19 protein-coding genes are annotated in these 23551 nt (G+C 72.0%); 16 read left to right on the top strand and 3 right to left on the bottom strand.

Annotation, left to right across the window (positions count from 1 at the left end; genetic code table 11):
- From ABZE72_RS01785 to ABZE72_RS01760, 6 genes are all read left to right on the top strand, one after another.
- Window positions 1–513: DUF6504 family protein (locus tag ABZE72_RS01785; RefSeq protein WP_372727297.1), on the top strand; the 513-nt coding region annotated here is incomplete at its 5' end.
- A gap of 10 nt (window positions 514–523) precedes the next feature.
- Window positions 524–973, top strand: coding sequence for an SAV_6107 family HEPN domain-containing protein (locus ABZE72_RS01780; protein WP_372727296.1), 450 nt, complete (start codon window positions 524–526; stop codon window positions 971–973).
- A 24-nt stretch (window positions 974–997) separates the two neighbouring features.
- A complete protein-coding gene (locus ABZE72_RS01775; protein ID WP_372727295.1) occupies window positions 998–4822 on the top strand; it encodes a DNA polymerase III subunit alpha in 3825 nt (1274 codons plus the stop codon).
- Between the two features lie 19 nt (window positions 4823–4841).
- Window positions 4842–5606 carry a methyltransferase domain-containing protein gene (locus ABZE72_RS01770; protein ID WP_372727294.1) on the top strand — a complete coding sequence of 255 codons (765 nt, stop codon included), beginning with the start codon at window positions 4842–4844 and terminating at the stop codon, window positions 5604–5606.
- Between the two features lie 18 nt (window positions 5607–5624).
- Window positions 5625–6809 carry a DNA polymerase IV gene (gene dinB, locus ABZE72_RS01765; protein ID WP_372727293.1) on the top strand — a complete coding sequence of 395 codons (1185 nt, stop codon included), beginning with the start codon at window positions 5625–5627 and terminating at the stop codon, window positions 6807–6809.
- A 125-nt stretch (window positions 6810–6934) separates the two neighbouring features.
- Complete coding sequence (locus ABZE72_RS01760; protein ID WP_372727292.1) at window positions 6935–7381, top strand: DUF3040 domain-containing protein; 447 nt, start codon at window positions 6935–6937, stop codon at window positions 7379–7381.
- Between the two features lie 28 nt (window positions 7382–7409).
- Here the strand turns inward: ABZE72_RS01760 and ABZE72_RS01755 are convergent, their stop codons facing one another.
- Genes ABZE72_RS01755 through ABZE72_RS01745 form a run of 3 tightly spaced genes read right to left on the bottom strand, consistent with a single transcriptional unit; the run spans window position 7410 to window position 12020 of the window.
- On the bottom strand, window positions 7410–9785 hold the full coding sequence (locus ABZE72_RS01755) for a transglutaminaseTgpA domain-containing protein (RefSeq protein ID WP_372727291.1): 2376 nt from the start codon (window positions 9783–9785) through the stop codon (window positions 7410–7412).
- Complete coding sequence (locus ABZE72_RS01750) at window positions 9782–11050, bottom strand: DUF58 domain-containing protein (RefSeq protein ID WP_372727290.1); 1269 nt, start codon at window positions 11048–11050, stop codon at window positions 9782–9784. Before ABZE72_RS01750 ends, ABZE72_RS01755 begins: the two co-directional genes overlap by 4 nt.
- Window positions 11043–12020: an AAA family ATPase gene (locus tag ABZE72_RS01745; protein WP_372727289.1), complete on the bottom strand. Its 978-nt coding sequence runs from the start codon at window positions 12018–12020 to the stop codon at window positions 11043–11045. Before ABZE72_RS01745 ends, ABZE72_RS01750 begins: the two co-directional genes overlap by 8 nt.
- A gap of 420 nt (window positions 12021–12440) precedes the next feature.
- Between ABZE72_RS01745 and mraZ the strand changes: the two genes are divergently transcribed.
- From mraZ to ftsW, 10 genes are all read left to right on the top strand, one after another.
- Entirely contained in the window at window positions 12441–12872 is a 432-nt protein-coding gene (gene mraZ / locus ABZE72_RS01740; RefSeq protein WP_372727288.1) for a division/cell wall cluster transcriptional repressor MraZ, read from the top strand.
- A 197-nt stretch (window positions 12873–13069) separates the two neighbouring features.
- Window positions 13070–13207 (top strand): hypothetical protein, encoded by a 138-nt coding sequence (locus tag ABZE72_RS01735; RefSeq protein WP_372727287.1) that lies wholly within the window; start codon window positions 13070–13072, stop codon window positions 13205–13207.
- A gap of 9 nt (window positions 13208–13216) precedes the next feature.
- Entirely contained in the window at window positions 13217–14194 is a 978-nt protein-coding gene (gene rsmH / locus ABZE72_RS01730; RefSeq protein ID WP_372727286.1) for a 16S rRNA (cytosine(1402)-N(4))-methyltransferase RsmH, read from the top strand.
- Window positions 14191–14787, top strand: a complete 597-nt coding sequence (locus tag ABZE72_RS01725; RefSeq protein ID WP_372727285.1) for a hypothetical protein — start codon at window positions 14191–14193, stop codon at window positions 14785–14787. Before rsmH ends, ABZE72_RS01725 begins: the two co-directional genes overlap by 4 nt.
- 13 nt (window positions 14788–14800) lie before the next feature.
- Window positions 14801–16615, top strand: coding sequence for a peptidoglycan D,D-transpeptidase FtsI family protein (locus tag ABZE72_RS01720; RefSeq protein WP_372727284.1), 1815 nt, complete (start codon window positions 14801–14803; stop codon window positions 16613–16615).
- A 25-nt stretch (window positions 16616–16640) separates the two neighbouring features.
- Window positions 16641–18215 carry a UDP-N-acetylmuramoyl-L-alanyl-D-glutamate--2,6-diaminopimelate ligase gene (locus ABZE72_RS01715; RefSeq protein WP_372727283.1) on the top strand — a complete coding sequence of 525 codons (1575 nt, stop codon included), beginning with the start codon at window positions 16641–16643 and terminating at the stop codon, window positions 18213–18215.
- 5 nt (window positions 18216–18220) lie between these two features.
- A complete protein-coding gene (murF, locus tag ABZE72_RS01710) occupies window positions 18221–19636 on the top strand; it encodes a UDP-N-acetylmuramoyl-tripeptide--D-alanyl-D-alanine ligase (protein WP_372727298.1) in 1416 nt (471 codons plus the stop codon).
- Window positions 19633–20718, top strand: a complete 1086-nt coding sequence (gene mraY / locus ABZE72_RS01705) for a phospho-N-acetylmuramoyl-pentapeptide-transferase (protein ID WP_372727282.1) — start codon at window positions 19633–19635, stop codon at window positions 20716–20718. Before murF ends, mraY begins: the two co-directional genes overlap by 4 nt.
- Window positions 20715–22202 carry a UDP-N-acetylmuramoyl-L-alanine--D-glutamate ligase gene (murD, locus tag ABZE72_RS01700; protein ID WP_372727281.1) on the top strand — a complete coding sequence of 496 codons (1488 nt, stop codon included), beginning with the start codon at window positions 20715–20717 and terminating at the stop codon, window positions 22200–22202. Before mraY ends, murD begins: the two co-directional genes overlap by 4 nt.
- 5 nt (window positions 22203–22207) lie before the next feature.
- Window positions 22208–23533, top strand: coding sequence for a putative lipid II flippase FtsW (gene ftsW, locus ABZE72_RS01695; protein ID WP_372727280.1), 1326 nt, complete (start codon window positions 22208–22210; stop codon window positions 23531–23533).
- The last annotated feature ends 18 nt before the right edge of the window (window positions 23534–23551 follow it).

Genomic DNA, 23551 nt, shown 5'->3' with positions numbered 1-23551 from the left:
TGTTCGAACAGGTGTTCGAACAAGCACTCGGCGGGGGCGACCTCGACCCCCGTCCCCGCCGGGTGCGGCCGCCCCTCGTGGGGTGGCTCGAGCAGCACCCGTGGGGTCGGTCGCAGGGGTCGAGTGGCGCTGGAGAGGACGACGATGAGGCGGTACGACGACCCTGTGGACGTGCGCAAGGGCTGGGTGACGGGCCAGGAGGGCCCGGAGCAGTTCCTGTGGCGCGGGCGGTTGTGGAAGGTGCGGGCCGTGCTCGCGCACTGGGTGGAGACGACGCCGTGGTGGCAGTCCGCCGGGGTCCGGGCGGTGATCGGCTCCGAGGAGGCGGCTCCCGGTGAGTCGGCGGCCGAGGCCCTGCCGGTCGGTGGCCTCGACCTGGTCGCCGAGCGGGAGATGTGGCGCGTCGAGGCCGGTCGTGGTCTCGGGCCCACCGGAGCGGACGGGGTCGGGGTCTTCGACCTCTCCTTCGACTGGTCCGACGGGCACTGGCAGCTCGTCGGGTGTGTGGACTGAGGTGTCGATGATGAGCCTGAATCCCTATGCCCTGCCGGCCACCACCCACTCCTACCTCCAGCGGGCGGCGGAGTCCTTGAGCGAGGCGATCGGGGCGACCGAGGTGCCCACGAGGTACGCCTGCGCCCACGTCGCTGCCCTCCGTGCGGCGGCCGCCCTGCTGGCTGCCCGGGCGCACCCCGCCCCGGCGCGCCGACGCCAACAGAAGAACGCCTGGGTGCTGCTCGCCGAGGTCGCTCCCGAGCTGGCCGAGTGGGCACAGTTCTTCGCTGCCGGTGCCGGCAAGCGGGCCGCGGCGGAGGCCGGGTCGCCCCGGGCGGCGACCGAGCGGGAGGCCGACGACCTGGTCCGCGACGCCGATCGCTTCCTGGCCCTGGTCGAACAGTCCCTGGGGCTGGTGCCGCACGCGCCCGTGCAGATGCGGGTGGTGGCCGCCGGCCACCGCGCCGGCGTGGCCTGACGTCAGTCGTGGCGAGGAGCTGACATGCCTGACCCTTTCGTCCACCTGCACGTCGCCTCGGGGTACTCCCTGCAGTACGGCGCCTCGCACCCCCGTGCCCTGGTGGAGCGGGCGGTCGACCTGGAGATGGACACCCTCGCGCTGACCGACCGGGACGGCACCTACGGCGCGGTGAAGTTCGCCAAGGAGTGCCTCTCGGCCGGGATCCGCCCGGTGCTGGGGGTCGACCTCGCCTACCGGCCCACCCTGAAAGGTCTCGAGGTCGGAGGACCGGTCCGGCCGGGGGCGGGGCGCACCCCGGTGCGCGGGGGTGCCTTCCGCGACGCCCGGCTGCCCCGGGCGACCTTCCTGGCCGCCGGCGGACGGGCCGGGTGGGCGGCGATCTGTCGCCTGGTCTCGGGGGTCCACCTGGCCGGTGAGCGCGGTGCTCCCGTCCTGGACCTCGAGCAGCTCGTCGAGCACCTGGCCGAGCCGCTCGGCACCGGCGACCTCGTCGTCCTGCTCGGTCCCTCCTCGGAGCTCGGACTGGCGGCGACCCGACGTCGTGACGACCTGGCCCACGCCGCGCTGGCGCCGTGGCGCGAGCTGGTGCCCGCCAGCAACCTCGTCGTCGAGCTCGTCTCGCACCGACTGCCCGCGGCGCCTGCCGGGGGTGGGGGCGGATGGGGTCCGGGCACGTCCGCCCACGCCGCTCGGATGGCCGGGGTGGCCCGGCAGGCCGGTCTGGGCGTCGTGCTCAGCAACGCCGTCCGGTACGTCGACCGCCGCGACGCGCCGACCGTCGACGTCCTCGACGCGGCCCGCCGGCTGGTGCCGCTGGACCTGCGCCATGTCGACCGGGGCAACGCCGAGGGGTTCCTCAAGTCGGGCAAGCAGATGCAGGAGGTGGCCGAGGAGATCTGTCGGATGGCCGGCCTCGGCAGCGACCCGGTCGGCGAGGCCCGCCACCTCCTGGCCCGGACCCGTCTCGTGGCCGACCGGTGCGCGCTCGACCCGCGCGCGGACCTCGGTCTGGGCGAGGTGCACTTCCCCGAGTTCGACCTGACCCGCCGCGGTCCGTCGGAGGCCTCGGCCTCGGCCGACGCCCTGCTGCGGGCCCGGTGCGAGGGAGCGATCGGCCACCGGTACGGCTCCGCCCCCCGCCAGCGCATCTGGAAGCGGCTCGACGACGAGCTCGAGGTGATCGGTCGGCTGGGCTACGCGTCGTACTTCCTCACCGTCGGCGACGTCACCGACCTGATCCGGGAGATGGGGGTGCGCAGCGCTGCCCGTGGCTCCGGGGCCGGCAGCCTGGTCAACTACCTGCTCGGGGTCTCCGGGGTCGACCCGATCCGGCACGGGCTGCTGATGGAGCGGTTCCTCTCCCCGTTGCGCCAGGCCCTGCCCGACATCGACATCGACGTCGAGTCCGCCCGGCGCCTCGAGATCTACGAGGCGATCCTCGACACCTACGGCGGCGAGCGCTGCGTGTGTGTCTCGATGATGGACACCTACCGGGTCCGCCACGCCGTGCGGGACGTCGGTGCTGCGCTCGGCATGCCGCCGGGGGAGATCGATGCGATCGCGAAGGCCTTCCCGCACATCCGGGCCCGCGACGCCCGCAGTGCGATGCGCGACCTGCCGGAGCTGCGCGCCGGCGGCCTCTCCGAGCCCCGTCTGGACCTGATGTTCGACCTGGTGGAACGCCTCGACGGACTGCCTCGTCACATCGCGGTCCATCCCTGCGGCGTCCTGCTCTCCGACGCGACCCTGCTCGACCGGACCCCGGTCGAGGCCAGCTACGCCGGCTTCCCGATGAGCCAGTTCGACAAGGACGACGTCGAGGACCTCGGCCTGCTCAAGCTCGACGTGCTGGGCATCCGGATGCAGTCGGCGATGGCGCACGCCGTCACCGAGATCCGTCGCGTCGACGAGACGGAGATCGACCTCGACGACGAGGAGCAGATCTCCTTCGACGACGAGACGACCTTCGCGATGATCTCCTCGGCCAAGACGTTGGGGGTCTTCCAGATCGAGTCACCCGGCCAGCGCGAGCTCGTCGGCAAGTCGGGGATCGAGAGCTTCGAGGACATCATCACCGACATCTCGCTGTTCCGGCCCGGGCCGGTCAAGAGCGACATGATCACCCCGTACCTGAACGCCAAGCAGGGCTGGAAGTCTCCGAGCTACCTCCACGAGGACCTGCGCCCGATCCTGCAGCAGACCCAGGGCGTCGTGGTCTTCCACGAGCAGGTGATCGAGATCATCGCCCGCTTCACCCGGATCTCCTACGCCGAGGCCGACGAGAAGCGACGCGCCCTCGGGGACGCCGAGTCGATGGCCCGGACCCGGCTGTGGTTCTTCCCGCGGGCGCTCGGCCACGGCTACCCCGTGCACGTGGTCGAGGGGATCTGGAAGGTGCTCGAGGCCTTCGCGTCGTTCGGGTTCTGCAAGGCACACGCGGCGGCGTTCGCCCTCCCGACCTACCAGTCGGCCTGGCTCAAGGCGCACTGGCCGGCCCACTTCCTCTCCGGCGTGCTCACCCATGACCCGGGGATGTATCCCAAGCGCCTAATCCTCGACGACGCGCGACGGCTCGGCATCGTGATCCTCGGCCTCGACGTCAACGCCAGCCAGCAGGCCTACGTCGTGGAGAAGGTCGGTGACGACGGCTACGGCATCCGGCTGGCGCTCGACGAGGTCAAGGGGATCAGCGGTGCCGAGGTCGCCCGGATTGTGGCCGCCCGGCCGTACCACTCGCTCACCGACTTCTGGCAGCGTGCCGCGGTCTCCCGTCCGACCGTCGAGCGTCTGGTCCTGGCCGGAGGGTTCGACTCGGTCTACGCCATCGGCCAGGGCCGGTCGAGTGCGGGCGTCCGTCGACGCGGGGTGATCACTCGGCGGGACCTGCTGCTCCAGGTGGCCGAGCTCGATCGGCACTCGCGGGCGGTGGAGCGTGCCGGTCGAGGACGTGGGCTGTCCGGGCGGCGTCCCGCGGGCAGCGCCCCGAACGCTGCCCGGTTGCGGGCCGCCGACGCTGCCGCCCGCAACAGCTCCGACGCCCGGGAGCGAGACGCCGCCCCGGCCCTGGAGCGGCACCCGTTCGCCGACCAGGGGGTCTGGGCGAAGGCGGCGGCCCAGTCCCGGGCCACCGCCGAGCCCCGTGAGGTGGACTCGGTGCAGCTCACCCTCGACCTGGGTGACCAGCCGGGGGAGGGGCAGGTCAGCGGGCTGCCCGAGCTCACCGACGAGGAGCAGCTCCGGGCCGAGCTGGAGATCCTCGGCCTCGACGCCACCCGCCACGTCATGGACTCCTACGCCACCTTCCTCGACGGTCTGGGGGTGGTCCGCAGCCGGGACCTGCTGTCGCAGCGCAGCCGGTCCGAGGTGCTGGTGGCCGGGGTCAAGGTGGCGACCCAGACGCCCCCGATCAGGTCGGGGCGCCGGGTCGTCTTCCTGACCCTGGACGACGCCACCGGCCCGGTCGACGCCACCTTCTTCGAGGATGCCCAAGGGCCCTATGCGGCGACGGTCTTCCACTCGTGGCTGCTCCTCGTCCGGGGGGAGCTGCGCCGGACGGGCCGACGCGGGGTCTCCCTGCGGGCCACCGGGTGCTGGGAGCTGCCCGAGCTCTTCGCGCTGTGGCGCTCGTCGCCGACGGCTGCCGAGGGCCTCGCGGCGGTCCGGGCGACGATGGCCGTGCAACCGGAAGGCTTCGAGTCGCCGGGCGAGCGCCGGGTGCTGGTGCACTCCAGCGGGTTCAAGGTCTCGCCCTACGCCGACATCAAGCCCGCCGGTGTGTCGACCAGGGACGGTCACCACCTGGTGGACCGCAAGCTCTGGCACCGCAGTCCGGGGAGTCCCGGATGATCGCACTAGGGTGTGGCACATGCCAGCCAGCGACCCGGCCACGGATCTGCCTCTCGAGCGACCCAGCGAGCGTCCCAGCGAACGGCGTGGCGCCGCTCGCACCGCAGTGGTCTGGGAGGCGCTGCGACCGGTGCTGGCAGCAGCGCCCGACTCGGCCCTCGACGTGCTGGACATCGGGGGCGGCACCGGTGGTTTCGCAGTGCGTGTCGCCGAGCAGGGGCACCGGGTCTCGGTCGTCGACCCCAGCCCGGATGCCCTCGCCTCCCTGGCCCGGCGGGCCCGTGAGCTCGGGGTCGAGGTCGCCGGGGAGCAGGGCGACCTCTCCAGCCTGCTGGAGGTCACCGGGCCCGACAGTGCCGACGTGGTGCTCTGCCACGGCGTGCTCGAGGTCGTCGACGACGCCGCGGCTGCTCTCGCCACGATCCGCACGGTGCTGCGTCCCGGCGGCACGCTCAGCCTGCTGCTCGCCCAGCGCCACGCCGCAGTCGTCGCCCGCGCCATGGCCGGGCACTTCCCGCAGGCCCTGGCGCTGCTCGACGACAGCGCGCCCGCCGGTCGCGCCGGTCGCCGGTTCACCCACGACGAGATCACCGGGTTGCTGGACGCGGCCGGCTTCGAGGTCACTGCCGTGCACGGGGTCCGGGTCTTCGCCGACCTGGTGCCCAGCTCCCTGCTCGACCTCGAGCCCGGCGCCACGGCAGCGCTGGTCGAGCTGGAGCACGCCGTCTCCGAGCGTCCGGAGTACCTCCCCCTCGCGACCCAGCTCCACCTGCTCGCGCACTGACCCCGGCGGGGGACGCCGATGAGCGACCCGTCGTACGCCTGCCCGATCCTGCACGTCGACATGGATGCGTTCTACGCCTCCGTGGCCACCCGGGAGCGCCCCGATCTGCGGGACGACCCGGTGATCGTCGGCGGGGGGCACCGGGGCGTGGTCCTGTCGGCCAACTACCTCGCTCGCCGGTCCGGGGTGCACTCCGCGATGCCGATGACCCGTGCCCGCCGGCTGTGCCCCGGGGCCGTCGTGCTGGCGCCCGACTTCGAGCTCTTCAGCCGGGTCTCCTCCTCGGTGATGGAGAACTTCCGGCGGATCACGCCCCTGGTGGAGGTGGTCTCGCTGGACGAGGCCTTCCTCGACGTTCGCGGCTCCACGCGCCGGCTCGGATCGCCTCGGGAGATCGCCGAACAGCTGCGGGCCACCATCCACGACGAACAGGCCATCACCTGCTCGGTCGGACTGGCTGCCTCGGTCTCGGTGGCCAAGCTGGCCAGCCGCCGGGCCAAGCCCGACGGGGTGGTGATGGTGCCGCCCGACGCGATCACCTCCTTCCTGCACCCCCTCGACGTCGGAGAGCTGTGGGGGGTGGGGGAGAAGACCAGGGCGATGCTGCACCGGCTGGGCCTGGTCACGGTCGGCGACGTCGCCCACACCCCGCTGCGCACGCTCCAACGTGCCGTCGGGGCCGGCCTGGGCAGCAGCCTGCACGAGCTGGCCTGGGGCGGTGACCGGCGGACGATCACCCCACGCCGGGGTGACGACGAGCCCGACCGGTCGATGGGGGCCGACGAGACCTTCGGTCGCGACACCGACGACCGTGAGGTGATCGTGCGTGAGCTGCTGCGTCTCTCGGCCCGGGTGGCCACCCGGATGCGAGTGGCGGGGGTGGCGGGCCGGACCGTGACGATCCGGGTGCGGTTCGCCGACTTCACCACGATCACGCGTTCTCGGACACTGCCCGAGGCCACGGACGTCACCCAGGAGATCTACCGCACCGCCACCCGCCTGTACGACGCCCTCGGGCTCCAGCGTGCCCGGCTCCGTCTGGTCGGGGTCCGGGTCGAGGGGCTCGTGGAGCGCGGGACGGTCCAACGCCAACTGGTCCTGGGGGAGCGGGAGCGGGGCTGGTCCGAGGCGGATCGAGCCGTGGACCGGGCCACGTCGAGGTTCGGGGCGGCCGCCGTACGTCCGGCGAGTCTCCTGGGCTGACGGGTCCGATCAACAACTCACCACCAATTTCCGAACCCGCCTACCGAGATCAGCAGCCGCTGCCTAGACTTGAGGAAACGCCAGGCCCCGACAGCCGGCCCGGGTCGTGATCCAGTGGAGGAACGGTGCCGCTCTCCGAAGAGGAGCTCCGACTGCTCGAGCAGATGGAGCGCGCGCTCGTCGAGGAGGATCCCAAGCTCGCCTCGGCCCTGCGCGGCACCACCATGCGCCGTTCGGCCCGCCGTCGTGCACTCCTGGCGGTGGCCGCGTTCACCGTGGGCGTCGTGGTCCTGATGACCGGGGCGATCACCGAGTGGTGGTTCGTCGGCATCCTCGGCTTCGTGATCATGCTGGCCTCGGCCACGATCGGGGTCAGTTCCCTGCGCACCCAGCGGGTCAGCCCCGCCAGCGACCCCCGCACCGCCGACCACCCCTCCCACGGCTTCACCCTGATCGAGGGGGGCAAGTCCGGTCGCGGTCGGCGCCAGCGCCGGCAGTCGTCCGACACGTCGTTCATGGAGCGCCTCGAAGAGCGCTGGCGCCACCGCCGCGAAGGCAACGGCGGCTTCTGACGCATCGCCTCCGGCCACGCCCGGGGGCTCACCCGACGTGGTCGACCACGCCACCGTCGCGGGTCGGTGACACCTCGGCGTCGACATCGCGCACCTGTCGCGACCTCCTGCTCACCACTGATCGTGGCCACCAGTGGGCCCGGCGCACGGCGGCTCGGGAAGCACCGGCCTCCAGCGCGGCCAGACAGGCCTCGAGGTCTGCGCGCACCGAGCAGCCGTCGTCGCCCGCACGGGAGTAGCGACCACGTTCGATCCGGTCGACGATGCGGTCCAGTGCCAGGACGGCGTCGGGGGCGAGCCCCGGACCGTGCGCTGGTCGCTCCGGGCGACGGCCATCCGCAGGAGCGCCGAAGAACTCCACCAGGTGGTGGCGCGTCTGACGCGGCGAGCGTCCCGCAGGCCACGGGATCCCGAGGTCGGTCACGGTCTCCGCGAGCTCCCGCCAGGCAGCCTCCGGACCGGCGTCGAGTCGCCGGCCGCGACGTGCCCGGCGCACAACCCGGGGCACCAGGAGCAGCAGGCCGATGCCGACGACTGCCCCCAGCACACCGAGCACCCACGGCCACGGGAACCCGGCCTCACCCGATCCGCCCTGCCCCGCCTCATCGGGCCTCAGGCTCGGTCCGCCGCTCTCGCCCCGATCCGGGAGCTGGTCGCTCGGCTGCGCGGTCGAGGGCTGCGCCGTCGGGTTGAACGCCGGCACCTCCTGGGTGGTGTACTGCGGCACGCTGCTCGCGCGCCCCGACGGCGTCGGCTCGAAGCGGACCCAGCCGGCGCCCGGGAAGAAGAGCTCGGGCCACGCGTGCAGGTCGTGAGCGCTGAACTCCCAGGTCCTCGGTCCCACGCTCCTGGGCTCGAGGAAGCCGACAGCGACGCGGGCCGGGATGCCCAGCACCCGCGCCAGGACGGCGTACGCCGAGGCGAACTGCTCGCAGTAGCCGGTGCGTCCGGTCGGGGTGTCGGACAGGAACGCCACCAGCTCGTCGGTGCCGTTGCCGGCGGCCACGTCGGTGTCGTAGGTGAAACCACCGGTGCGACGGAACCAGTTCTGCAGCGCCACCGCCTTCTCGAAGCGGGTGGGAGCGTCGCGAGTGACGGAGTTCGCGATGTTGCGCACCGAGGTCGGCAGACCCGGGGGCAGCTCGGTGAACAACCGGTCGACGAGACCGCTCGACGAGGTGGCCCGGGCCAGGTCGGCGGCCTGGATGTCCAGCTTGGTCGCGGTCATCTCGTAGCTCAGGCCCGCGGTGCTCAGACCTCGCTCGTAGGCGATGAAGTCCATGGTCGAGGAGTCGTAGCGCCAGTCCCCGGGCGCGCGCACCCGGCTGACCGGCGCCTGGGTCGGCAGCCACGACGAGGCGAAGTTGGTGCCCACCCGGACCTCGTAGTCGTGGTTCGTCCGATTGACCCCCGAGGCCACCCCGACCATCGGAGGCATCCGGCCGTCGGCGACCTGGTCGGGCGGGACGTTCCGGTCTCCCGAGCTCCACTCGTTCGACGAGAAGCGGTTCAGCACCGAGATGCGCAGGTACGTCGGGTCCGGGTCGTCGGTCCTGACCTGCAGCAGCGGGACGTCCCGTGGCCGGGTGAGGTCGCGGCGCAGATCCGTCATCGGGTTGACGATGGTGATGTTCGAGCCGCCTCCCGGCCCCCGACCGAAGTCGAAGACCTGCAGCTGCAGGGTCGGGATGAAGAGCGGGAGCGCCACCGCGAGTGCGATCGCCACCGCCCCGATCCCGCCCGCACTGCCACGGATCGCGCCGGTGCGGACGCCGAACCCCGCAGGATCGACCTCGCCGGCGTCGGTGCCGAGGGGGCGTCCCCAGCGTCCGACCTGCTCGCTCTCCTGCAGGAACAGCAGGGTCAGGAACCCGGCCGCCGTGGCGACGAAGACCCACCACGAGACGCCGCCGCCCACCGCACCGACCGGAATGGCGTAGATCGCCAGCAGGACCAGGCCGGCCACCGGCGCTCGACGCAGGGTGCAGGCGAGCAGGTCCACCAGGAGCAGCAGGACCAGCCCGCCCAGGATCAGCAGCGGGTGCACTCCGGGGACCGAGGCGGGCACCGGAGCGGCGTACTCGCCCGCGGTGGCCCAGGCATCCGAGAGCGTCTCGACGAGGCGTTCGCCGGCCGGGCCGGCCGGGACCGGAGAGCCGCTGAGCAGGAAGCTGGCGCTCGCCCCCGCCGCCAGGAGCTGCAGCGGTACGACTGCCCACCCCGGCACCCGCGAGGATCGCAGCACGGCACCCAGACCGGCGAGGACCAGGCCGAGCAGGAGGAGCGGGCCGAGGAAGCGTCCGGGCTGCGCCGTGAAGCCGCTCCACGAGAGCAGGGCGACCCAGGTCGTTGCCGCGGCGGTCAGCGCAAGCGCCAGCTGACTGCTCAGGTCGCGACCCCTCATCGCGCCACCCGGGGCGGTTCGCCGACGGCGCCGGTGCGCGCCGACGAGCGCCCCAGCTCCTGCCAGACCGCGTCGAGCCGGTCGTGGGGACCCAGCGACACGGCCCGCCAGCCCTGCTGGGTCAGCCCCGCCGTGCCGTCCCCGGCTCCGGGCTTCCCGACCCAGGCGTCCACGTCGAGGGCCACGGCCAGCGCGGAGCCGGCCTGGTGCTGCATCCGACGCAGCAGCGCCGTGTCCATCGACTCGATGCTGCCGAAGACGGCGACGGTGAGCCCGCCGTGCGCGCCCTCGGCGAGCCAGCCGGTGGCGAGCCGCGGCTGTTGGACGGTCGTGACCACGGCCAGTGCCTCCAGCAGGGGGGCGGTGTTGAGATCGGAGTCGCGCAGGTGCCAGGCGCTGGCGGGGTCCTCGCCGGCGGCCGTGACCAGCCGAACGGTGAAGCCGCGGTGGCACAGGTGCACCGCGATCGACGCAGCGGCCGACACGGCGGCCTCCAGCGACGAGGCCAGCCCCTGACCTCGGTGGGAGCGCAACCGGTTGTCCAGGAAGAGCGTGGCCCGTGACTGCCAGGGCTGCTCTTCGCGGCGCACCATCAGTTCGCCGACCCGGGCGGAGCTGCGCCAGTGCACGCGCCGCAGGTCGTCGCCGCGGCGGTAGTCGCGCACGGTGACGTCCTCCGCGCTGCCGGTGGCGAAGGCGCGCGGCCGGTTGTCACCCGACCCGGTCCAGGCGCCGCCCAGCGGGATCGCGGGCAGCGGGACGGTGCGGGGGGTGACGGTCAGCGACGCCGTCGTCCGGAACGTGCGGCCGAGCTCGACCAGGCCGAAGGGGTCGCTGACCCGGACGGCCATCGGGCCGATCTCGAAGCGGCCGCGCACGTCCGAGCGGACCGGGTAGGTGACGTGGCGCCGCCATCCGGTGCCGATGCCCTCGAGTACGAACCGGGGCCGGGTGCCGAGGACGTAGGGCACCTGGTCCTCGAGCAGGAGTACGCCGCTGGGCGTGCGCCCCTCGTTGGTCAGGGTCAGGCTGACCCGGGCCTGCTGGCCGGCGGCGACGAGCTGGGGCGTGACCGTACGGACCAGGGCGAGGCGGTAGCGACTGCGGCCGATCACGAGTGCGGTCAGCAGGGGGAGGACCGCGATCAGGACCCCGACTCGGGTCAGCGCCGGCTGCCCGAGGATCACGGCGCAGACGATGGCGGTCACGCCGGCGGCGAGGAACGCCCGTCCGCGGACGGTCAGACCGGCGAGGGCCTCACGCACGGGTCCCCTCGGGGACGGGCACGCCGGCGACGATGCTCTCCAGGATGGCGGTCGTCGAGCGCCCGCTCATCGCGGCCTCGACGCTGGGCAGCAGCCGGTGGGCGAGGACCGGCCGGGTCAACCGGGTCAGGTCGTCGGGGAGCACGAAATCGCGCCCCTGGATCGCCGCCAAGGCCTTGGCGGCACGCACGAGGTGGAGCGTGGCTCGCGGCGAAGCGCCCAGGGTCAGCTCGTCGGAACGGCGGGTGGCGGTGGCCAGGGCGACGGCGTAGCGCTGGACGGCGTCGGAGACGTGGACCTGCCCGACGATCCGGGTCAGCTTGCGCACCTCGGCGGCATCGGTCACCGCGTCCAGGTCGTCGAGAGGGGAGTGCGAGGTGTGCGCGTTCAACATCGCGATCTCGGCGGCCTCGACGGGGTAGCCCATGGACACCCTCGCCATGAACCGGTCCCGCTGCGCCTCGGGCAGGGCGTAGGTGCCCTCCATCTCGATCGGGTTCTGGGTGGCGATCACCATGAAGGGCGAGTCGAGCTGGTAGGTCGTCGTGTCGACCGTCACCTGCCGCTCCTCCATGCACTCCAGCAGTGCCGACTGGGTCTTGGGGGAGGCCCGGTTGATCTCGTCGCCCACCACGATGTTGGCGAAGATGCCGCCGGGGCGGAACTCGAACTCGCGGGTGTTCTGGTTGAAGATCGAGACACCGGTGACGTCCGAGGGCAGCAGGTCCGGGGTGAACTGGATCCGGCGGACCGTCGAGTCGATGCTGCGGGCCAGCGCCTTGCTCAGCATGGTCTTCCCGACACCCGGGACGTCCTCGATGAGCAGGTGGCCCTCGGCCAGCAGCACCACGAGCGCCGAGGAGACGACGTCGGGCTTGCCCTCGATCACGCGCTCGATGTTGGCCCGCACGCGAGCCACCACCCGGCTCAGGGTCTCGAGGTCGGCAGTTGCTGCCCGCGGATCGCCCACGACCGGTCCTTCTCTCTGTGCTGCGCATGCCCCTGGGGTCGCCCGTGCGACCCCTCGGCGTCGATGGTCACCACCGTAGGTGGTGTCGGAAAGATACGCGCCCGCGCCTCGGTGCGGACCTCTCTGTGACGCCTCGGCCGCCGTTCGGGTTGCTTTCCTCCACTCCGCTCCACCTTTTCCTCCACTTTCCTCCACGACTGCTTCGGCGAAGCCCCCGCCGAGCGCCCCGGGAGCCCGATTCCCGCCTGGAAGCGACGTGCCTTGACCTCTCCACGGCGTGTCGCGGCCGGACCGGTCCTGCCCCGACCCGCGCTCGTCTCCCGCTCAGAACGGTCCCGCAACACGCGCAATGTGGTTGACGGTGGAGGGAAGTGGAGTAAAGTGGTGCGCAGTGGAGGATCTGGGAACTGGAGGTGCTCGATGTTCTTCATGGGCACCTACACCCCCAAGCTCGATGACAAGGGCCGGCTGTTCCTCCCGGCGAAGTTCAGGGACCAGCTGACGGAAGGGCTCGTGGTGACCAGAGGGCAGGAGTTCTGTCTGACGGTGTGGCCGATGGCCGACTTCATGGACCTCACCCGCCGCGCCCAGGAAGCACCGGTGACGGTCAAGGGGGCCCGCGACTACACGCGGTTCCTCTTCGCCGGAGCCTCGGAGGAAATGCCTGACAAGCAGGGCCGGATCACGATCACGCCGATGTTGCGCGAGTACGCCTCGCTCGAACGGGACGTGGTGGTGATCGGGGTGATGAACCGCATCGAGATCTGGGACCCGGCTCGCTGGGCGCAGTACTCCGCGGAGCAGGAGACGAAGTTCTCCGAGCTCAGCGAAGAGGTCTTCCCCGGGGTGTGAGCCCCGGCCAGCTCCACAACTGAACAGGCATCCGCAGGACGAGGTCTCGAGCCCGCTCCCTGATCGTCATCTGGGGCAACTTCCCCGGCTCCAGAGAACGAACTTCCCACATGGGGAGCGGGCAGGGACCTGGTCCGGCGGATGCATCACCACCCACACCGTCACACACACGCAGCGCTCCGAGCGGGGTCGAGACCATGAGCATCACACCAGTGGCACCGGTACGCCGGGTCCGTCACCAGGCGCAGGACGCGTTCGCGGTGATGGCCTTCTCCGCCGCGACGTCCCTCGGTCTCGCGGTCCTCTTCCTCCTCCTCTCCAGTCTGGGTCGGTAGGCCACGACCATGAGCAGCCCCCGCCACGTCCCGGTCCTTCTCGACCGGGTCGTTTCTCTTCTCGAACCTGCCCTCACCCGTGACGGAGCCGTCCTGGTGGACTGCACGTTGGGGCTGGGGGGTCACTCCGAGGCCGTGCTGAGCCGGGTGCCCGGGGCTCGGGTGATCGGGGTCGACCGGGACACCGACGCGCTGCGGCTGGCCGGCGAGCGGCTGGCGCCGTTCGGGGAGCGCTTCACCGGCGTGCACGCGGTCTACGACGAGCTGCCCCAGGTCCTCGCCGATCTCGGGCTCGACTCCGTGGACGCGGTCCTCTTCGACCTCGGGGTCTCCTCCATGCAGCTCGACGAGCGCGAGCGTGGTTTCGCCTACGCCGAGGACGCGCCGCTGGACATGCGGATGGACTCCACCACCGGGCCGACCGCCGCCGACGTGCTCAACACCTACGACGCCCGCGAGCTGATGCGCGTCCTGCGCGACTACGGCGAGGAGAAGTTCGCCAAGAAGATCGCCGGCGCCATCGTCCGGGCCCGCGAGGTCGAGCCGTTCAGCCGCTCCGGCCGCCTGGTCGAGCTGCTGTACGCCGAGATCCCGGCGCCGGCTCGACGTACCGGCGGGCACCCGGCCAAGCGCACCTTCCAGGCGCTGCGGATGGAGGTCAACGACGAGCTGGCGGTCCTGCGCCGCGCGATCCCGGCGGCGATCGACGCGATCGGCGTCGGCGGCCGGGTCGTCGTCGAGTCCTACCACTCCCTGGAGGACCGGATGGTCAAGCAGGCGTTCACCGCCGTCACCGCGAGCACCGTCCCGCACGACCTTCCCTTCGTCCCGGAAGGGTCCGAGCCCGAGCTGCGCCTGGTCACCCGCGGAGCGGAGAAGGCCAACGCCGCCGAGATCGACGAGAACCCGCGTGCAGCCTCGGTCCGGTTGCGCGCCATCGAACGAGTCCACCCCCGCCGCACCACAGCACGAGGAGTCGCCCGATGAGCAGTCCTGCCTATCAGTTCCGCTCACGCATGCCACGCGTCGCCGAGGCGGCCGTCGAGCGTGCTCGGCTCACCGTGGTGCCGAGGCGCCGGGTCCGGGCGGCCCGGGTGCCGTTCGTGACCCTGGTGTCGCTGGTGCTGCTCGGTGGCGTCGTGGGGCTGCTGCTGTTCAACACGTCGATGCAGCAGGCGTCGTTCGCGGCCACCTCGCTGGAGCAGCAGGCTGCGACGCTCACCGCACGTCAGCAGACGCTGCAGATGGAGCTCGACGTCCTGCGGGACCCCCAGCGGGTGGCTCGTCAGGCCCAGCGGATGGGCATGGTCACCGCCCCCACCCCGGCCTTCCTGGACCTCGCCACCGGTCAGGTTCTCGGTGAAGCGGTCCCCGCGACCCGCGACCAGGCGCTGCGCCTGGACCCGAAGGCGCCGCCGATGCCGGCGAGCCTGAACCCGCCTCCGGTCTACGTCGACCCCCCGACCACCGCCGGTTCCTCAGGTGGCTCTGGCGCGTCCTCGGGCCGCGAGGGCCGTGGAAACGGTAGGAATGGCTCCACGTCACAGAAGACCCAGCAGCCCCACCAGAACCGCCGCTGAGACCGGAGACCCCGTGCGTCCCACTTCCCCCTCCTCGCGCAGCGGCCGGCGCGCGCCCCGCCCGGCGGGCCGCGGCCGGACCGGTCCGCGCGGCAGTCTGCGCGGCTCACCGCACCTGCGGCTGAGGGTCGGCTTCATCGTCATCGCGATGGTGCTCTCGGTCTTCGGTGCGCGCCTGGTCCAGCTCCAGGGCATCGACCCCAACTCGTACGCCGCGATGGCGGCCGCCGATGGCATGGTGGAGGTGGAGCTCCCTGCCGAGCGGGGGGACATCCTCGACCGCAACGGCGAGCCCCTGGCCGGCTCCGTCGACGGCCGGATGGTCGTCGCCGACCCGTACATGACCCGCGACCAGGCGCCGGCGCTCGCGAAGTTCCTCTCCCGCAAGCTCGACGTCGACTACTTCACGACGCTGCGTCGCCTGCGCACGCCGGACAGCCGCTTCCAGTACATCGCTCGCCGGGTGCCCTCGACCCTGGCCACGGACGTCGTGACCGCAGCCGCGGACGCCGGGTTCAAGGGCATCGGCATGCGCCGCGACCCGATCCGGGACTATCCGGCCGGCGACGTGGCGGCCAACGTGATCGGCTTCATGGGCACTGACGAGCCGCTCGGCGGTCTCGAGCGCACCTTCGACGCGCAGCTGGCCGGCAAGGACGGGTCGGCCCGCTACGAGATCGGCGGCGGCAACCGGATCCCCCTGGGGGACAGCACCATCGTCCGGGCGGTTGACGGTGTCGACCTGCAGACCACCCTCGACCAGGACCTGCAGTGGTACGCCCAGCGGGTGCTGCGCCAGACCGTCGAGGACTCCCGCGGCGACTCCGGGATCGCGATCGTGATGGACACCCGCACCGGTGAGATCCTCGCGCTGGCCGACCACCCGACGTTCGACGCCAACGCGCCGCTGGAGTCGCCGGAGGCCGACCTGGGTTCGCGCGCGATGAGCGACGTCTACGAGCCCGGCTCGGTCGGCAAGGTGCTGACCGCCGCCGGCCTGATCGACGCCGGCAAGGTCACCCCGCGCACGCGGCTCACGGTGCCCGGGCGGCTGTCCCGGCAGGACCGGTCGATCAAGGACTGGTTCCCGCACGACCTGATCCGGCTCACCCTCGCTGGCGTCATCGCGAAGTCCTCCAACATCGGCACCGTGCTCGCCGCCGACAAGTTCGAGCGCGGGCAGTTCCGCAGCTACCTGACCCGGTTCGGCCTGGGCCAGCGCACCGACATCGGGGTCCGCGGCGAGACCCAGGGCATCCTGCCCGACCCCAGCGTCTGGACCAGCCAGACCCAGGACCGCATCGCCTTCGGTCAGTCGCTGTCGGTCAATGCCGTGCAGATGGCGGCTGCCGTCAACACCCTCGCCAACGACGGCGTCCGCGTCGCCCCGAGCCTGATCCGTGGCACCGCCACCACCGACGACGGCCAGACCGTCGGCACCGACACCGCCACCACCCGCCGGGTGGTCAGCGTGAAGGCAGCCCGGGGCACCGCGCGGATGATGGAACGGGTCGTGGACCCCGAGGCCGGCGTCGCCCCGCGCGCAGCCGTCCCGGGCTACCGAGTGGCCGGCAAGACGGGCACCGCCCAGCGGGTGGGCTCGGAGTGCCGCTGCTACGACGGCACCTTCACCGTCTCCTTCGCCGGGTTCGCGCCCGCGGACGACCCGCGCTTCACGATCTACGTGGTCGTGCAGAACCCGCGCAACGGCGGCGGCGGCGGCTCGGTCGCCGGCCCGGCGTTCAGCAAGATCATGAGCTACACGCTGCGCCGCTACGCCGTACCACCCACCGGTACCCGGCCCTCACGACTGCCCGTCACGTGGTGAGGTCCGCGACCGGTAACCTCGCGGCGTGGTGAGCGACGACCTCCTGGCAGCGACGCGCCCCCGGCGACCCGTGCGAACGCCGTTCGGTGACCTCGTCGGCTGGCTGCGCGCGCTCGACGCGACCACCGAGGTCCGCGGTGATCTCGGGGGCGCCGAGGAGGTGGAGCTCACCGGCCTCTCCCTCAGTTCGCAGCGGATCGCACCGGGAGATCTCTACGCAGCCCTGCCAGGAGCGCGGGTGCACGGCATCGAGTTCGCCGCCGCCGCCGCCGAGGCGGGCGCCGTCGCGATCCTGACCGACCCCGACGGCGCCGAACGGGCCCGTGCCGCTGGTGGAAGCCTGCCGCCGTTGCTCGTGGTCGAGCGGCCACGCGCGGTGCTGGGACGCCTGGCCGCCCACATGTACGGCGAGCCGGCCGGCGGGCTGCGGATGATCGGCGTCACCGGAACCCAGGGCAAGACCACGACCACTCGGCTGATCGAGAGCGGCCTGCAGCGCGCGGGGGTGCCGACCGCGGTGATCGGGACGGTCGGCACCCGGGTGGCCGGTCAGGACCTGCCGACCTCGTTGACCACGCCGGAGGCACCCGACCTGCACGGTCTGTTCGCGATGATGCGCGAGCGCGGGGTCGTCTCCTGTGCCATGGAGGTCTCCAGCCACGCACTGGTGATGGGGCGGGTCGACGGCGTCGTCTTCGACCTGGCCGTCTTCACGAACCTGGGTCGTGACCACCTCGACTTCCACGTCGACCTCGAGGACTACTTCCAGGCCAAGGCCTCGCTGTTCACTCCCGAGCGGGCCCGGCGCGGCCTGGTCAACGTGGACGACGAGCACGGCCGTCGCCTGCTGGCCGAGGCCACCATCGCGATGCGGACCTTCTCGCTGACCGGTCGGGACGCCGACTGGCAGGCCGTCGAGGTCGAGCTGGAGGCCGGGCGGTCCACCTTCACCGTGCTCGGCCCCGACGGCATCGCCGTGGAGGCCGGCGTACCGATTCCCGGCGACTTCAACGTCGCCAACGCGCTGGCCGCCATCGCCGCGTGCGGCGAGGTCGGCTTCGACGTCGGCCGCGTCGCCAGCGGCATCATGCTCGGCGGGGGAGTGCCCGGCCGGCTCGAGCCGGTCGACGCCGGGCAGGAGTTCGTGGTCGTCGTCGACTACGCCCACAAGCCCGACGCGGTCGAGGCGGCGATCCGCACGCTGCGCCCGCTGACGTCGGGCCAGGTGATCGTGGTGCTCGGCGCCGGCGGCGACCGGGATCCCGGCAAGCGCCCGCTGATGGGCGAGATCGCGGCTCGTCTGGCCGACGTGCTCGTGGTGACCGACGACAACCCGCGTTCGGAGGACCCGGCGCAGATCCGGGCGGCCGTGCTCTCGGGCGTCGGCGCCGGGGAAGCGGACGTGCTGGAGATCGGCGACCGGAGGGCCGCGATCGCGGCAGCCCTGGACCGGGCCCGGCCCGGAGACATCGTGGTGGTGGCCGGCAAGGGCCACGAGACCGGTCAGGAGATCAACGGCGTGGTGCACCCCTTCGACGATCGCGAGGTGCTGCGGGCGCTGCTCGCGGGTCGCGCCGGGCCGCGACGGGTGAGCCCGTGATCGCGATGACGCTGGCCGAGATCGCGGCCGTCGTGGACGGCCGGGTCGACGGTGACCCGTCACTTGTGGTGAGTGGTGAGGCCTTCCTGGACAGCCGGTCCGTGGTGCCCGGGGGGCTCTTCGTCGCCGTCGTGGGCGAGCACACCGACGGCCACGCGTACGCCGAGGCAGCCCACCGCGACGGAGCCGCGGCCGTGCTCGGCAGCCGGCCCACCGGTGCTCCCTGCGTCATCGTCACCGACCCGGTCGTCGCGCTCGGCCGGTTGGCCCGCCACGTCCGGGACACCGTGCGGCCCACCGTGCTGGCCCTCACCGGCTCGCAGGGCAAGACCGGGACCAAGGACTTCCTCGCCCAGGTGCTCGCCACCGACGGCCCGACCGTCGCGACGGCCGGCAACCTGAACAACGAGCTCGGCGTGCCGCTGACCGTGCTGCGCGCCGACGCCTCCACCCGCTACCTGGTGGTGGAGATGGGCGCCCGCGGGATCGGGCACATCGGATACCTGTGCGAGATCGCGCCCCCGGACGTCGCGGCCGTGCTGAACGTCGGCACCGCGCACGTCGGCGAGTTCGGCAGCCGCGAGGCGATCGCGGTGGCCAAGGGCGAGATCGTCGAGGCCCTGCCGGCCGAGGGCACCGCGGTGCTCAACGCCGACGACGAGATGACCGGCGTGATGGACGCCCGCACGGTGGCCACCCCCCTGACCTTCGGCCTGACCGGGGACGTCACCTGGCGCGACGTGGTGCTCGACGACCTCGGGCGGGCCACGTTCGAGCTCGGTCACCACGGCGAGTGGCGGCCGGTGCGGCTGACCCAGTCGGGAGCCCACCAGGTGGTGAACGCCACCGCGGCCGCCGCGATGGCGCTCGCCGTCGGGCTGAGGCTCGACCAGGTGGCCGACGGTCTGAGCGCAGCGAGCTCCGCCTCCCGGATGCGCACCGAGATCTCGGAGCGCTCCGACGGGTTGCTGGTGATCAACGACGCCTACAACGCCAACCCCGAGTCGATGGCGGCTGCCGTGGACACGCTGATCGCGATCGGTTCGCGGCGCTCCCGGCGTACGGTCGCGATCCTGGGGGAGATGCGTGAGCTGGGCGACGGTGCCGCCGACGCGCACCGGGCTGTCGGGCGGCTGGCGGCCGAGGCGGGCGTCGACGTCCTGGTGGCCGTCGGCGCCCCGGCCCACGGCATCGCCGAGGGTGCCAGCTCGGTGTCCGGCTGGACAGGTGAGGCGCACGTCACGGCGGGGCACGACGAGACCCGGGCCTGGCTGCGGGAGAATGTCGCGGCGTCCGACGTCGTGCTGGTCAAGGCATCGAGGGGCGCTGCACTCGAGGTGGTCGTCGCCGCACTGCTCGGCGACGACGCACCACAGGGAACGACGGACGATCCGACGAAAGGGGAGGTGACCACGAGATGAGAGCGGTACTGCTCGGTGGTGGCCTCGCGCTGCTGATCTCCCTGCTGGGGACGCGCGTCGCGATCCGGATGTTCACCAACTGGGGCTACGGCCAGGAGATCCGCGACGACGGCCCGACCACGCACCACACCAAACGCGGTACGCCGACGATGGGCGGCGTCGTCGTCATCTCCGCCACCGTCGTGGGTTACTTCACCGCCAAGATCATCACCCAGTCGCCGCCGTCTGCCTCGGCACTGCTGCTGCTCTTCCTCTTCGTCGGGATGGGCCTCGTCGGCTTCGTCGACGACTTCATCAAGATCGTCAAGCAGCGCAGCCTGGGGCTGCGCAGCAAGGCCAAGATGGTCGGTCAGACGATCGTCGGTGTCGTCTTCGGCATCCTGGCGCTCTCGCCGGCGCTGGCCGACGACCGGGGCAAGACACCGGCCTCGAGGCACCTGTCGTTCATCCGCGACTTCGACAGCTTCCTGCTGCCCACCGTGGTCGTGATCATCCTGATCTGGCTGATGATCACCGCGACCAGCAACGCGGTGAACCTGACCGACGGGCTGGACGGCCTGGCTGTCGGCGCCTCGGCGATGGTCTTCGCGGCGTACACGCTGGTCAACATCTGGCAGAACAACCAGTCGTGCCGGATCTCGCCCAGCGGCACCTGCTACGAGGTCCGGGACCCGCTCGACCTCGCGGTGGTGGCCGCCGCCATCACCGGCGCTTGCTTCGGGTTCCTGTGGTGGAACGCCTCACCCGCCGCGATCTTCATGGGTGACACCGGCTCCCTCTCGCTGGGCGCCGCGCTGGCGGGCCTGGCGATCCTGACCCGCACCGAGCTGCTGCTGGTGATTCTGGGCGGGCTGTTCGTGGCCGTCACCTTGTCGGTGATGGTGCAGGTGAGCTGGTTCAAGACCACCAGACGCCTCACCGGGACGGGCAAGCGGATCTTCCGGATGACCCCGTTGCACCACCACTTCGAGATGATCGGCTGGGAGCAGGTCACGGTCGTGATCCGGTTCTGGATCATCACCGGTCTCTGCGTGGCCGCCGGGCTGGGAGTCTTCTACGCCGAGTGGGTGGCAGGCAGTTGAACCCCCTCGACCTGGGGCGGCACGACTCCTGGGACGGGGTGCGTGCGGTCGTCGCCGGCTTCGGCGTCTCCGGCTTCGCCGCCGCCGACAACCTCAACCACCTCGGGGCCAGCGTGGTGGCGCTCGACGAGACCACCAGCGACGAGAAGGCCGAGAAGGCCGAACTCCTCGAGGTGCTCGGCGCCACGGTGCGTCTCGGTGCGGGCCAGACCGCGCTGCTGCCCGACGACGTCGACGTCCTGGTCACCTCACCGGGGTGGAAGCCGTCCTCGCCGCTGCTCGCGCAGGCCCGCGAGCGCGGCGTACCGATCTGGGGCGAGGTCGAGCTCGCCTGGCGTCTGCGCGACCCGAACCACCACACGCCCTGGCTGTGCGTGACCGGCACGAACGGCAAGACGACCACCGTCCAGATGCTCTACGCGATCCTGAAGGCGGCCGGTCTGCGTAGCGTCGCGGTCGGCAACGTCGGGCTGCCCATCGTCGAGGCGGTGATGGACCCGGAGCCGTACGACGTGTTCGCCGTCGAGCTCTCCAGCTTCCAGCTCCACTACACCGACTCGATGAGCGCCGAGTCCGCCGCCGTCCTGAACGTCGCCGAGGACCACCTGGACTGGTACTCCTCCTTCGCCGACTACGCCGCCGACAAGGGGCGGATCTACGAGCGCGTCCAACGCGCCTGCGTCTACAACGTCGCCGACCCCGAGACCGAGCGGCTGGTCCGCGAGGCCGACGTCCTGGAGGGCGCTCGGGCGATCGGCTTCACCCTGGGCATGCCCGGCGTCGGCATGCTCGGGGTCGTCGAGGACATCCTGGTGGACCGGGCCTTCATCGAGGAGCGAGGCTCCAGCGCCGCGGAGCTCTGCACCCTGGCAGACCTGGCCACGCACGGCGCCGGGGGAGCCGCGCCGCACAACGTCCAGAACGCACTGGCGGCAGCCGCGCTGGCGCGCGCCCACGGTGTCTCCCAGGCGGCGGTCCGCGACGGCCTGCGCGGGTTCGCACCCGACGGCCACCGGATCGCCACGGTCGCGACCGTGGACGGGGTGACGTGGGTCGACGACTCCAAGGCCACCAACCCGCACGCCGCCCAGTCGTCGCTGCTGGCCTACGACTCCGTCGTGTGGGTGGCCGGCGGCCTGGCCAAGGGTGCCCGCTTCGAGGACCTGGTGGCCGCGGCCCGGGACCGGTTGCGGGGCGTGGTGCTGCTGGGCCGCGACCGTGACGTCATCGCCGAGGCGTTGACGCGACACGCGCCCGATGTGCCCGTCATCGTGGTCGACGAACGCGAGACTGGAGCCGCAACAGGTGGTGGGCACGGTGCCATGACACGAGTCGTGGAAGCCGCAGCCTCGTTGGCTCGCTCGGGAGACACGGTGCTGCTGGCTCCCGGATGCGCGTCCATGGACATGTTCACCAACTATGCCGAGCGAGGCGATGCATTCGCCGCGGCCGTCCGGGCACGGGCGGGCGGCTCAAGCCACTGACGTCCGTGGGTGCGGCGTCCGACGGGAAGGGTGCGGCCATCGCCACGATGACGCCGGGTCAGGTCGACCCCGCCGCAGACCCCACCGCGGACCCCACTGCGGACCCCGCACCGCGCGCCCGTCGCGGCTCCGGGCACCTCGCCTCCCTGCGCGAGGCCCTGGACCGGCCGTTGACGGCCTACTACCTGCTGCTCGGCGCCTCGGCCCTGCTGCTCACCCTCGGCCTGATCATGGTGCTCAGCGCCTCGAGCGTCTACTCGTTCAAGGTCAGCGACGGTGACTCGTACGCCGTGGTGAAGCGGCAGCTGATGTGGGTCGTCCTCGGCGTTCCGAGCGCCTGGATCGCGAGCCGGCTCTCCCCGCAGTGGATCCGCAGGTTCGCCTGGCCGGGGTACTTCGTCTCGCTGGGCCTGCTGCTGCTGACCGCCCTGTTCGGGAAGGAGATCAACGGCAACACCAACTGGCTCGCGCTCGGCCCGATCGTGATCCAGCCCTCCGAGATCGCCAAGCTGGCCCTGATCCTGTGGGCGGCGCACGTCTACGCCAACAAGGACCGTCGGCTGGGCAACCTGCACCAGGTGATGATGCCGGTGGTGCCGGGCCTGTTGCTGGCCACCGGCCTGGTCGTCGTGGGTCGTGACCTCGGCACGGCGCTGGTCCTCTTCGCGATCCTGCTCGGCATGCTCTGGGTGGTGGGTGCGCCGGCCCGGTTCTTCGTGCTGTGCATCTCCCTGGTCAGCGTCGGGGCCATCTACCTCGCCTCCACCAGCAGTGAGCGGCTGTCGCGGATCACCAACTTCGCCGACCCCTTCAAGGACTTCCACAACAGCGGGTGGCAGGCCGGGCACGGCCTCTACGCGCTCTCCAGCGGCGGCTGGTTCGGTCAGGGCATCGGCGCCAGCCAGCAGAAGTGGGGCGACCTGCCGGAGGCGCACACCGACTTCATCTTCGCGGTGCTGGGCGAGGAGCTCGGACTGGTCGGCACGCTGCTCGTCATCGTCCTCTTCCTGACCATCGCCTACGCGGCCCTGCGGGTGGCCCGCGACACCCAGCAGCCGTTCGTCCGCTACGCCACCTTCGGGATCGTGGTGTGGCTGCTCGGTCAGATGATCATCAACGTCGGCATGGTGCTCGCGCTGATGCCCGTCATCGGCATCCCGCTGCCGCTCATCTCGTACGGCGGCTCCTCCCTCGTGCCGACCCTCGTGGCGCTCGGACTGGTCATCGGCTTCGCACGTCGCGAGCCCGAGGCCGCCCGTGCTCTCGCGCAACGTCGTCGGTCCCGCTCGGCCGGTCTCTCCGCGGGCCGGGTCGACCGTCGCGGCCACTGACTCGTCTCCTAGGCTGGA

The organism is Nocardioides sp., assembly GCF_041600255.1.
Classification (GTDB): Bacteria; Actinomycetota; Actinomycetes; order Propionibacteriales; family Nocardioidaceae; genus Nocardioides.
This window is presented reverse-complemented; position numbering and strand designations above follow the sequence as displayed.